This window comes from Nocardia sp. NPDC057227, from assembly GCF_042669725.1.
In the GTDB taxonomy this organism is placed as follows: Bacteria; Actinomycetota; Actinomycetes; order Mycobacteriales; family Mycobacteriaceae; genus Nocardia; species Nocardia asteroides_A.
The window spans coordinates 146,527-158,254 of the sequence record NZ_JBHUXA010000012.1; the positions used below are offsets into that span (position 1 = coordinate 146,527).

The following is an 11,728-nucleotide window of genomic DNA, read 5'->3' on the forward strand; positions in this document are numbered from 1 at the left end:
TCCGTTTCCCGGGGCGAACCCAGGACGGAGGCTGTCGGAGCCGGTCAGGGGGTGACGATCGGGAAGGTGGGGTCGGGCTGGTCGAGCAGGTCCAGCAGCCGGTGCAGGGTGGCCGGGTCGCCGTCGAAGGCGAGTCCGTCGACGCCCGCTCCGGCGAGCACGCCGAGCAGGTCGTTCTTGGTGAGGGTGATGGTGAGGTCGACGGTGGCGGCGCTGCGCGGGTCGACGGTGCGGATGAGCGCCCCGTTGGACAGCGTGGTGCGCAGCGTGAGCGCGGGATCGGTGAAATGCCAGTCCAGGACGAGAGATTCGCCTGCGGCGCGGGGGCCGTCGACGCGGATGGCGATGGTGTCGAACAGCTGCTCGACGCTGAGCGCGGCGGCCATTCCCCCGCTGGTGTCCAGGGGCGCTGGGCCGACGCCCTCACGGAGTTCCTTGGCGCCGGAGAGGTAGAAGCCGCGCCAGGTGGCGTTCTCGGCACCGTATCCGAGACTCGTGAACACCTCGGCGAGCGCCGCTTTCGCCCCGCTGTGTTCGGGTGCCGCGAAGACGGCGTGTTTGAGCAGTTCGGCGGCGAAGCGCAGATCGCCGTCGGCGGCATAGCGGCGGCCGTGCTCGACCGCGGCGTCGACGCCGCCGAGCAGGGAAACGTAGCGCTCGGCCGCCGCGACCGGCGGGTGCTGCCACAGCGAGCTGGGGTGGCCGTCGAACCAGCCGAGATAGCGCTGGTAGATGGCTTTGACATTGTGGCTGACCGAGCCGTAGTAGCCGCGGGCGTGCCAGGCGTTCTCCAGGGCCGGTGGCAGGGTGATCTCCTCGGCGATCTCGATGCCGGTCAGCCCCTGGTTCATCATGCGCAGGGTCTGGTCGTGCAGGTAGAGGTAGAGGTCGCGCTGCTGGGCGATGAACCGGGTCAGGTTCTCGGTGCCCCACGTCGGCCAGTGGTGTGAGCCGAAGGCGAGGTCGGAGTCGGCGGCGAACAGTTCGATGGCCTCGTCGAGGTAGTGCGACCACATGCGCGGGTCGCGGACCAGCGCGCCGCGCAGGGTCAGCAGATTGTGCAGGTTGTGCGAGGCGTTCTCGGCCAGGCACAGTGCCCGGTGGCGGGGGAAGTGGAAGTTCATCTCCGCAGGCGCCTCGGTGCCGGGGGTGATCTGGAAGTCGATCGGCACCCCGTCGAGGGTTTCGCGCTGGCCGGTGTGGGTGATGTCGCGGGTGGGCGGAATCAGTCCGAGCGAGCCCTGGGAGACCCGGACTCCGAGGCCGTTGCCGACGTGCCCCTCCGGTCCGACGGGCAGGCCGAGGCCGTACATGTAGCCGCCGCGGCGGTTCATGGCGGGTCCGGCGTAGACGTTCTCGGCGACCGCCTCGGCCATGAACCCCGCCGGTGCCAGGATCGGGACCTCGCCCGCGCCGTCGGGCAGCACCCCGTACACCCCGCCGAAGTGGTCGCCGTGCGAGTGCGTGTAGATGACGGCGGTGACCGGGCGCTCGCCGCGGTGTTCGCGATACAGCGCCAGCCCGGCGGCCGCGCACTCGGCCGAGACGAGCGGGTCGATCACGATGACACCGGTGTCGCCCTCGACCAGGGTCATGTTCGAGATGTCGAAGCCGCGGATCTGGTAGATCCCCTCGGTGACCTGGAACAGGCCGTTGCGGGCGCAGAGCTGGCTCTGCCGGAACAGGCTGGGGTCGACGGTGCCCGGCGCCTCGCCGTCGAGGAAGCCGTAGGGCGTCAAGTCGAAGACGACCGCGCCGGCCGCGGTCTCGATGGGCCAGTGCTCCAGGGTGGCGATGAAGCCCCGCCCGGCGTCGTCGAAGTCGGTACGGTCGGTGAAATCCAGCGCCATCTCAGCTCCTCGAGAAGTGAACGAGCAGGTTCCCGCGCGGTCCATCCTTCGGCAGCTCGGTCCCGGTTCCCTCACCCGAAAGGGGTGAAGTCGCCGGTCTCACCCGGAGTGAGTGCGGCGCGACAGCGGGCGGCGGCGGCCGGGCGGGCGGCGTCGGAGCTACGTCGGACGAGGCCCGGTTCTCGCAGAGCCGCACGACCCAGGTCGGGATCACCGCTTGGCGTAGTCGGCGACCCCCTGCCAATCGATCATGACGCAGGGTTCGTCCCCGACGGTCCAGGCATCGTGCCCGGGCGGGACGATCATGAAATCGCCGGGCCCGTACTCCTGTTTCTCGCCGTCGTCCATGACCACCGCCAGGTGCCCCGAGACGCAGTAGCCCATGTGCGGCGCCTGGCAACTGTCGGTGCCCGCGATCGGCGCGACATGTTCCGACCACTGCCAGCCGGGCTGGAAGATCGCCCGGCCCACCGGGCCGCCGTCGAGATTGACGAGATCGAGCCGGCCCGTGTCCCCGTCGAAGGGGCGGGTCTCTTCGGGTGAATCGAAATTCTTGCGTACCAAACGGGACATCGCCGCTCTCCTCGGTACCAGTGGCCCCCCGCTTCGTCGCGACCGACGGCCGACAGGTCTGCGAACTCGGCCGACGCGTGAACGCGTCGCGTCGAGTTGCGTCGGTGCGATCCGCCTCCACCCGCGCCGCTACCGACCAGCACCTCAACACAAAAATGTGATAGAGATCATATCTTACGGCGGCGGACCGGGCCACCCCGGCGACGCTCCGGTCTCCGCCCCCACCGTCGAGACGGCCGACCTGAGCAAGCCGAGCGCCTACGGTCAGCGAACGATCGCGTCGGGCCGCAGGTCGAGCCGCCGCAGCAGCTGGGCGTTGACGGCGACGACGATGGTGGAGGCGGACATGAGCAGGGCGCCGATCTCCATGGGCAGGGTGATGTTCCAGCGGGCGAGGAGCCCGGCGGCCAGCGGGACGGCGACGATGTTGTAGCCCGCGGCCCAGGTGAGATTTTGGATCATCTTGCGATAGGTGGCCTTCGACAGGTCGATGATCGACAGCACCGCACGGGGGTCGTCGCCGGCCAGGACGACTCCGGCCGAGGCGATGGCGACGTCGGTGCCCGCGCCGATGGCGATGCCGACGTCGGCGCGGGCCAGCGCGGGGGCATCGTTGACGCCGTCGCCGACCATCGCGACCTTGCGTCCGGCGTTCTGGAGGGCCTGGACCCGTGCGCCTTTCTCTTCGGGCAGGACACCGGCGAAGACCTCGTCGATTTCCAGACGGGCGGCGACGGTGCGGGCGACGGGTTCGGCATCGCCGGTGATCATCGCGACGTGGATGCCGTGCGCGTGCAGAGCTCGGATGGCCTGGGCGGATTCGGGGCGGATCTCGTCGGCGAGGGCGAGTGCACCGGCAACGGTGCCGTCGCGCAGTACGTGCAGCACGGTGGAGCCCGCTTCGGCCCACCCCGCGGTCTCGGAGAGGGGCGCCGAGCCGTATTCGGCGAGCAGGGTGGGTCCGCCCACGGAGACGGTGGCACCGTCGACGGTGGCGGTGACGCCGATGCCGTTGCGGGCGGTGAAGCCGGTCGCCGGTACGACGCCGAGCCCGCGGTCGGTGGCGGCGGTGACGATGGCGCGCCCGAGTGGGTGTTCACTGTCGGCTTCCACGGCGGCGGCCAGGGCGATGACTTCCTCGGCGGTGATCGCGCCGGAGCCGGTGGCCCGGTGCAGGGCGGGTTCGCCGCGGGTGAGGGTGCCGGTCTTGTCGAACAGCACCGCGTCGACACTGCGCATGGCTTCCAGCGCGCGGCGGTCGGTGATGAGGACGCCCGCTTCGGCGGCGCGCTCGGTCGCGATGGCGATGACCAGCGGGATGGCCAGGCCGAGGGCGTGCGGGCAGGCGATGACGAGCACGGTGATGGTGCGCGCGATCGCGGATTCGGGTTCGCCCAGGATCAGCCAGGTCGCCGCGGTGATGATCGCGGCGATCGAGGCGAACCAGAACAGCAGTGCGGCGGCACGGTCGGCCAGTGCCTGAGCGCGGGAACTCGAGTTCCTGGCTTCGGTGACCAAACGCTGGATACCGGCCAGGGCGGTATCGGCGCCGACGGCGGTGATCCGCACGCGCAGGGCGGAGTCGGTGGTGACGGTTCCGGCCACCACCTTGTCGCCGGGGGCGCGGCGCACGGGGGTGGATTCGCCGGTGATCATGGATTCGTCGACATCGGCGGTGCCGGTCTCGACGGTGCCGTCGGCGGGCACGCGCGCACCGGGGCGGACCACGACCAGGTCCCCGGCCCGCAGGTCGCCGGTGGGCACCGTGGTCGTCGCGCCGGTGTCGTCGAGGCGTTCGGCCTCGTCGGGAAGCAGCGCCGCCAGCGACTCCAGAGCGCTGGATGCCTTTCCGAGCGAACGCATCTCGATCCAGTGGCCGAGCAGCATGATGACGATGAGCAGCGCGAGTTCCCACCAGAAGTCGAGGTCGTGGGCCAGGATGCCGAGGGTCGCGCCCCAGGAGGCGGTGAAGGCGACGGTGATGGCCAGCGAGATCAGCAGCATCATCCCGGGCCGGCGAGCCCGGATCTCGGTGACCGCGCCGGTCAGGAACGGGCGCCCGCCCCAGAAGAACATGAGCGTGCCGCCGAGCGGGGATACCGACGACAGCGAGTCCGGCACGGTGTAACCGAGCAGGTCGGCGAACATCGTCGACGCCGCGACCACCGGGATCGCCAGCACCACCATCACCCAGAACAGGCGCCGGAACACCGCCGGATCGTGGCCGGCGTGCCCGCCGTGACCGGCATGTGCGTCGTGGCCGTGTTGGTCGTGGCCGCCGACAGTGGTGGGATCGCTGGACATAAGCGGACCATATACCCCATGGGGGTACCTGTAAAGGGAGTGGCAGCCGGGCTCTGGGCGCGGAGCCGGCCGGACGGTAACCCGGTCGGCAGCTGATCTATCCTTTCGGGAATCTTTTTCATGGAGTTCGCTCGAAGGTCCCACCCCGATCTCGCGAACCGGAACGGTGTACGGCTGCGGCGTCACAGGGACTGCCCCGGCCACCGAAGACGGGAAGACCTACGAATTCGATGTCAGCGGAGATTTCTGGAGGCACGTTCGACAATTCCACCGAGATCACGCTCGCCGATGGGCGCGCCACGAACTTCGAAGTCCCCCGACGACGGTATCGAATCGTCGCTCGCAGCCATGCCGGTGCACCTCGGCGGTTGAAGCGAACCCAACCGCGCCGGAACGGCTTCGGGGTCGGTTCACGATGTGGTGAACCGGCGCTCGACAACCGCATCACCATCGAACAGGCGACAGGCGTCCTGCTGCGCGAGGCCGACCGGGCGCACGGCGTAGGCTCGAAGGTATCCGGGGGCAACCCGTGCGCTGACCACTCGAGGTGGCGTCGTCGCCGGATTCGACGATCCGGCCCGCTCAGGGCTGTGACAGCGACCGCCGCGCTCGGTGGCAGACGAGAACCGCCACCCGATCCGAGCCGGCCAGCACAGGAGCGAGTTGACAATGGCTGAATGGCAGAGGTTCGAACGCGCCGGGGCCGTGGACGTGAAACCTGAGCCGGGGGATCGGATCCTGGTCCGGGTGAAGGTCGCGGGAACCGATCGGACAGGCGAGTGGAAGAACCGCTTCACCGGTCATCTGCGGACGCAGCAGGACGAGGCGAGCGGCGTCGGTATCGACACCTCCGGTGGCGGGCGGTACAGCATCTACGCCCACGTCCCGGAGCACGCCCTGGAGATGATCGTGGCCGCGATCGACCTGGCCATCGACGCGACGAACGACGACTACGTCCGCGTTGTCCTCCCGGAAATCGACGCGGCCAGGGTTGCCGCCGAAGCGGCGACCCGCGAGGCGGACGAGCGGATCGCCGACCTCACCCGCCGAGCCGCGCTGCTGGACCGCCCGGAGCGCTCCGAGCGATAACGCGCGGGCGCTTCGACGCTCGGCCTGCTCCGCGATGATCATCGGCCGGTCCCGCTCCCGCTGCGAGCGAGGGAACCGCGCCCCGCCCGGATTCCGCTCGATCGCCGAGTGCTGCGGAGCCGGGGTCGTCCGCGTGTGCGATCGGGTGCCCGTTGCCGCGGGCGATCAGGGCCGCTCGCAGTTTCCACGCTCCGTATCCGGTCTTGGGATCGCAGCCGGTCAGTGCGGCGATGTGCGCGAGGCGGCGGTCGACGGTATTGGCGTGGATACGCAGCGCGGCGGCGGTGCGCTGCCTGCCGCAGTCGCTTATCAGGTAGGCGTGCAGCAGTTCAAGCAGGTGCGGCTGGTCACCGAGCGGGCCGAGGATCGCGGCCAGGCGCTCGCGCACGGGACCCGGCCGCGACAGCTGGATCTCCATCGCCATGCGCTCGTAGGAATAGATCCCTGGCCCGCACCCGAGCTCGATCAGCACGTCCAGAGAATCGTGCGCGTGATCAGCGGCCTTGCCGGTCGCGGCCGAACCGGCGACCAGCACGCAGCCGGTGAGTTCGACATCGGACTCGCGGGCGAGCGAAACCAGCAGGGACTCGACCTTGCCGTCGGTGAAGACCCGCTCGGGCAGCATGACGGTGCCCCCGGCGGGGCTGAGCGCGATCCGTTCCCGCCCGGAGCAGTGCGCCGCCAGCTCGGAGCGGCAACGTCGCAGCCAGCGGCGAGCCCGCTCCGGATGGTCGGAATCCGGGGTGGCGGGTCCGACGTGGAGGGCGAGGACGGCATAGCGCATCGCGCCGTCACCGGTCGGGGTGCCCGCGCCGACTCCCTCGGTGGCTCGGACCGGCCGGGGAAGCAGGTCCTGTGCGGCAGCCAGCATCGCAGCGGTGTAGACGCTGGTGATCGTGGTGGTGATGGCCGACATCCAGTCCAGGGCGAGCGCGATACTCGCGCCGAGGGAACCGGGGTCGACGCCCTGCGCCGGTGGGCGCACCGTCCGGACGAAGGCGTGGTCGAGCCGGTCGATCAGGAGCCGGAATCCGGTGTGTACCGCGTGCAGCACGGTTTCCAGGGGCAGCCCGGTGTTCCGCCATTGGATCGCGGCCCGTTCCAGCCAGAGCAGTTGATCGGGGGCTGCGGTGCCGTCGAGCAGGCCGACGAGCCCGGCCAGGCAGCGACTGACCACGGCGGCGGTGTCCGCACGGCTCACGCCTGCGGGCAGCGGCACGAAGAGTTCCACGAGGCGGCCGACGGTTTCGTCGGCCACCTCGTCGGTTTCGTGCAGCGGAGCCGAGAGCGGGTGGCCGTCGACGACGATCGGCCGCCGCTGATGATGATCGGCTCGCATGGCAGTGGCCTTCCTCGGCGGGCAATCGGGTGGGGCGACCTCGCGGCGCGTGCTCCGTCAGCTGCCCGCGGGGTGGGTGCGGAAGAATTCCCAGATCGAAGCGGTGGCATCGATCGACGTGGTGTTGTTGCCGACGATGAAGGACGGATAGAGCGACGAGGAGGTGCCCGGCCAGATGTGGCCGCCGCCGAGGATCGAGTACAGGTGGACATCGACTCCGGCCGGGCAGGTGTACCGATCCACGACCACGTCGGAGGCCAGGGTCTGGCGTGCGGGTCCTCCGGTGCATCCGTCGCGGCGCGCCCATGCCGCAGCATTGTCGGTCACCGGGCTGGTGCTCACACCGGAGTTCTCGTCCGCCGAACCCGACGCGGAACCGGTGCCGCCCTGGCCGGCGTAGGGCACGATGGCGTCGTCGGTGCCGTGGAAGGCGATCACCGGCACCGCTCGCGCCGGGGCACACCAGGTGAAGTCCCGGAGCCCGGAGACCGCGGCGATGGCCGCGACCCGATCGGCGAACCGGCAGCCGATCGAACTGGCCGCGAACGCCCCCATCGACAGCCCGGCGACATAGACCCGCCCGGTATCGACGCAGAGATCGGCTTCGACGTGGGTGAGCACCTGCATCACCCACTCCAGATCCGCCGAACCGGGGCCGTACTCCCACTGCGCCACCCCGAGCCGATCCAGCTGCGGGGTGACCGTGATGAACCCGTTCCGCGCTCCGTGTTCCCCGAAACCGCTCCCCAGCTCGGCGATCTCCTTGTTCTCCAGCAAACCGTGCAGGGCGATCACGAGCGGCAGTGGACGATCCGCCCCCGCCGGAACACTCAGCAGATACTGCCCGGACTTCTCGGTGCCCCGGAATGTGTTGCTGGTCTGTCCCGGCTCCGGAGCCGAGCTGCCACAGCCCTGCGACGGCACGGGCGCGGGCGCCTGAGGCTCGGCCTGCGCCGGCCCGCCGGCGAACGCGAGGGCCACGATGGCCATGCTCACGGCGGCCCGAATCCGGAAACGCCCGCCTCGGCGACGTCCGGCCGACCCGCCCCCGAAGCTGGAAATGGTGCTCTCAAACATGAGAGGAAGAGTCTCACCGGGATCGGGGCCGCGGAAGCCGTTCCGGGAGACCTTGGACTAACTCATCACCGAAGCGGCACATCGACGTCGAACGAAAATGACTCGACACAGCAACCCTCGAGGCCACGTGTTCGACAACGGGTGATCGCGCCGCCGCACTCCCCGGTTCAAGCGATTCCGGGACCTTCCACGGCGACGCCGAAGAGCATGAGGTCGATGAGCTGGGTGTCGGCGTCGTGGGTGCTGCTGCTCAGCAACCGGTAGAGCAGGGTGCCGAGCAGTACGTCGGGGATCGTGGCCAGCACGGGCAGATCGCGCAGCTGCCCGGCCTCGACCGCGACCCGCAACCGCGCGGTGATCACCGTCCGCAGCGGCGCCGCGTAGCGGTCGTAGAGCCGCCGGGCCTCCTCGGCGTCCTGCGCGGTGCCCGCGGTGAGTCCGCGCACCATGCCTGCCATGCGCGGCTCGTCCAGCAGGGACATGTGCGCGGTCCACCAGGCACGCAGGTCCGCGGCGACGTCGCCGGTGTCGGGTGGGCCGCTGATCTCGGTCGACACCAGCCCGGTCAGGACGGCTTCGGTGATGATCGCGGTCTTCGATGACCACCACCGGTGGATCGTCTGCCGCCCGACGCCCGCTCTCGCCGCGATGGCGTCGAAGCTCAGCGCCTCGTAGCCGCTTTCCAGCAGCAGGTCGCGGGTGGCTTCCAGAACCGCGCGATGGGCGTGGTCGCTGCGGGGGCGGCCGCGTCGCACTTGCATGGTCCGCCACGATAACCGGAACCTCGGATATCCGTGACGGAAGGTACCGGACGCCGGGCGCCCGTGAGATTTTCAATACGAGTGGTACCGAAACGCCGGACATGTGCTGAGCACCTGCTCTACGGTGTTGCGAATGGCTCGTCAGCAGGACCCGCACGCACCCGCCGGCACCACCGATTCCCAGGTGAGCGCGCTCATCGATCTGGTCGTCACCAAGCTCGGGATCGGAATCCGGCCGGGCACCGGCCCGGATGCCGCGGACGACGAACGGCGCCGACGGCAGTGGGCCGTCCTGCACCGTCAGCTGACCCGGCCCGGCCCGGCCCGGGCCCACCTGGCCGCGATGCTCGACCCGCTCGACGCCCACCCCGAGCTGCTCCAGACGCTGCGGGTGCATTTCCGGAACGAATCCAACCGCAAGCGCACCGCCCGCGAGCTGTACGTCCACCCGAACACCGTCGACTACCGGCTCCGGCGCATCGCGCGGCTCACCGGCCACGATCCGGTGACCGGCGGCGGAGCGTGGCGGCTGCGCTCCGCGCTCACCGCACGCGATGCCGAGCGCCCCGGCGAAACCTCCACCTACCGGCCGCAGCCGAAGCCGCGGTGAGCACGATCCCGTCGGACCGGTGGCGCTCAGCGCGGCGGCGCGCGCTTTCGAAGCACGTGCCCTGATCGCGGCCGGGCTGCCGGTCAGGCGAAGCTGCAGCCCGGTACCGGCTTGTCCGCGAGCCGGTCGAGCAGATACGTGATGGCGTTGTCGGGCCCGAACCCGTCGATCATCTCGGGGCCGTAGTGGTTGGGGATGGTCGCGCCGGGCAGGATCGGCGGAAGCTCGTTGGTGCGGAAGGTGACCGTGGCCCCCTGCGCGCACCAATCCTTCGCGAGCTGCAACGCCTGGGCGTAGGGAACGGTGTCGTCATTGCGTCCACTGGTGATCAGGACCGGTGCACGCGGGGTCAGGTTGCCGACCTTCATCTCCGCGAGCGCGGGCGCCGCCTCGGGAATCTCGTTCAGGTGCTCGAGCAGCGGACGCCCGTCCCTGGTGAGCGTGGCCGTGCGCAGGAACGGCTGGCGCAGGATCACATCGCCGATGCACTCGGTACTCAACGTGTTCAGCATGGCGCGCCCGGCGGGGCTGAGCACGCGGTCGATCGCGGTGTCCAGCTCCGGGTACCTGGCCATCAGGCCATTGATCGCGTAGCCGATCGCGCCGCCGATGAGCGCGCCGTCGATCTGGGCCAGGATCGCGGTGAGATCCGCGGTCGGGCCACCGGCCCAGGTGCCCTTCAGGTTCAGCTCCGGGGCGTAGTCGGGAGCCATCTCGGCGGCCGCGGCGACCGCGCCGCCACCCTGCGAGTAACCCCACAGGACCAGCGGAGTCTCCGCGCCGACACCGGCCAGCCGGTTGGCAGCACGCGCGCCGTCGAGCACGGCGTGCGCGGAGTCGATCCGGTTGACGAAGGTGTGCATGCCGGGGGTGCCGAGGCCGATGTAGTCGGTGACGAACACATTCGCCCCGAGCGCACTCCAGACCGCCGACGACGGCAACTCCTGGTTCGCCGACGCCGAGAAAGCGGACCGGAAGTCGAAGCTCAGCCCGGTGGAGAAGGCGACCGACATCGCGCACTGATCACCCTGCCCGGCGGTGCCGGGGGCGATCACCACGGTGGGCCGCGGTCCGGCGCCCTGCCAGGGCCCGGCCGCGGCGAGGAAGGTTCCGCTGACCGCCACCGGGGAGCCATCCTGCTGACGGCTCGTGTACAGGATCTGCTCGGCCTTGCCCGGCCACCCGCCCGCACCCGGCGGCATCGCGAACAGCACCATGGGCTGGGCCCGCACGATCGCGCCCGGCTCGGCGGGGATCTGCTCGGGTGGAATGTAGAAGGAGCTGACCGGCTCGGCCTGCGCCACACCGGGGGGCACTCCCGCTCCGGCCAGTGCCGCGGCGATCGTGATGATCGCGACGGCGACCACGCGCAGTGGCCAGGTCGATGGTGACGACGCATCCCGGCGGGCGTGCTCGCGCATGGACAACTCCTCTTCGAGTTCCGGTAACCGGACTGAAAACTCCGGTTGCTCACGGTAGTGTTGTCCGCATCACCTTCGGGGTCAATATGTGACTTGCTCCATACCGGCGCCGCCGGATCAGGAAAGTCCTTCCAGGAGCAGCCGCCAGCCGTCCCGCGCCACCTCGGGGCGTTGCCGGTGCGGGGTCTTCGTGAGCAGCCCCGCGACGAGGGCCAGGGCGAGCATCAGCCGGTCGGCGGTGACGCCGGGAGCGAAGGGACCGTGGCCGTCATCGGCGAGTTTGCGGTCGATCAGCTCCCGCATCCGCCGATGTGTGACAGCGAGTTCGGGGCTGTCCGGCTGGAGCGTGGACAGCAGCCCGGCGCACTCGACAGTCTGACCGATGATGGTGTCCAGCAGCGACTCCAGGGTGCAGCCCGGCTGCGCCACGAGCTGCTCGAGTTCCGCGACGTCCTCGTCGAACAGCGCCCGCGCCAAGCTCTCCCGATCGGCGAAGTGCCGGTACAGCACCGCAGGGCCGACCCCGGCGGCGGTGGAGATCAGCGAGAGCGGAACGCGCGGGCCGTCGTGTGCGAACACTTCCCTGGCCGCACGCAGGATCGCCGCACGGTTCTCGGCGGCGGCGGCGGGGCCCCTGTTGACCCGGGACGCAGGACTCACCCCGCCACGCTACAGCGCGACATCGCCCTGCCGGCATCAGTGAC

The 11,728-nt window shown here is 70.2% G+C and carries 10 protein-coding genes; 2 read left to right on the forward strand and 8 right to left on the reverse strand.

Annotation, left to right across the window (positions count from 1 at the left end):
• Window positions 1-44 precede the first annotated feature (44 nt).
• The 3 genes from ACFUJ1_RS18700 to ACFUJ1_RS18710 all read right to left on the reverse strand — a co-directional run bounded on the left by ACFUJ1_RS18700 (window position 45) and on the right by ACFUJ1_RS18710 (window position 4,727).
• Complete coding sequence (locus ACFUJ1_RS18700; RefSeq protein ID WP_378647178.1) at window positions 45-1,850, reverse strand: alkyl/aryl-sulfatase; 1,806 nt, start codon at window positions 1,848-1,850, stop codon at window positions 45-47.
• Window positions 1,851-2,060: 210 nt separating this feature from the next.
• Window positions 2,061-2,423 carry a cupin domain-containing protein gene (locus ACFUJ1_RS18705; protein ID WP_378647180.1) on the reverse strand — a complete coding sequence of 121 codons (363 nt, stop codon included), beginning with the start codon at window positions 2,421-2,423 and terminating at the stop codon, window positions 2,061-2,063.
• 264 nt (window positions 2,424-2,687) lie between these two features.
• On the reverse strand, window positions 2,688-4,727 hold the full coding sequence (locus tag ACFUJ1_RS18710) for a copper-translocating P-type ATPase (RefSeq protein ID WP_378647182.1): 2,040 nt from the start codon (window positions 4,725-4,727) through the stop codon (window positions 2,688-2,690).
• A gap of 669 nt (window positions 4,728-5,396) precedes the next feature.
• On the opposite strand from ACFUJ1_RS18710, the gene ACFUJ1_RS18715 reads away from it, so the two are divergent.
• Window positions 5,397-5,816: a hypothetical protein gene (locus ACFUJ1_RS18715; RefSeq protein WP_378647184.1), complete on the forward strand. Its 420-nt coding sequence runs from the start codon at window positions 5,397-5,399 to the stop codon at window positions 5,814-5,816.
• On the opposite strand, the gene ACFUJ1_RS18720 is transcribed toward ACFUJ1_RS18715, so the two are convergent.
• The 3 genes from ACFUJ1_RS18720 to ACFUJ1_RS18730 all read right to left on the reverse strand — a co-directional run bounded on the left by ACFUJ1_RS18720 (window position 5,767) and on the right by ACFUJ1_RS18730 (window position 8,993).
• Window positions 5,767-7,155 carry a PucR family transcriptional regulator gene (locus ACFUJ1_RS18720; protein WP_378647186.1) on the reverse strand — a complete coding sequence of 463 codons (1,389 nt, stop codon included), beginning with the start codon at window positions 7,153-7,155 and terminating at the stop codon, window positions 5,767-5,769. The two genes, ACFUJ1_RS18715 and ACFUJ1_RS18720, sit on opposite strands and share 50 nt — an antisense overlap.
• Window positions 7,156-7,212: 57 nt before the next feature.
• The gene (locus tag ACFUJ1_RS18725; protein ID WP_378647188.1) at window positions 7,213-8,232 is read right to left on the reverse strand and encodes an alpha/beta hydrolase family esterase; all 1,020 of its coding nucleotides are present in this window, start codon (window positions 8,230-8,232) and stop codon (window positions 7,213-7,215) included.
• Between the two features lie 167 nt (window positions 8,233-8,399).
• Window positions 8,400-8,993 (reverse strand): TetR/AcrR family transcriptional regulator, encoded by a 594-nt coding sequence (locus ACFUJ1_RS18730; protein ID WP_378647189.1) that lies wholly within the window; start codon window positions 8,991-8,993, stop codon window positions 8,400-8,402.
• A 133-nt stretch (window positions 8,994-9,126) separates the two neighbouring features.
• Between ACFUJ1_RS18730 and ACFUJ1_RS18735 the strand changes: the two genes are divergently transcribed.
• A complete protein-coding gene (locus ACFUJ1_RS18735) occupies window positions 9,127-9,603 on the forward strand; it encodes a PucR family transcriptional regulator (RefSeq protein WP_378647190.1) in 477 nt (158 codons plus the stop codon).
• Window positions 9,604-9,686: 83 nt separating this feature from the next.
• Here the strand turns inward: ACFUJ1_RS18735 and ACFUJ1_RS18740 are convergent, their stop codons facing one another.
• Entirely contained in the window at window positions 9,687-11,024 is a 1,338-nt protein-coding gene (locus ACFUJ1_RS18740; RefSeq protein ID WP_378647192.1) for a lipase family protein, read from the reverse strand.
• Window positions 11,025-11,141: 117 nt separating this feature from the next.
• On the reverse strand, window positions 11,142-11,684 hold the full coding sequence (locus ACFUJ1_RS18745) for a TetR/AcrR family transcriptional regulator (RefSeq protein WP_378647194.1): 543 nt from the start codon (window positions 11,682-11,684) through the stop codon (window positions 11,142-11,144).
• Window positions 11,685-11,728 lie beyond the last annotated feature (44 nt).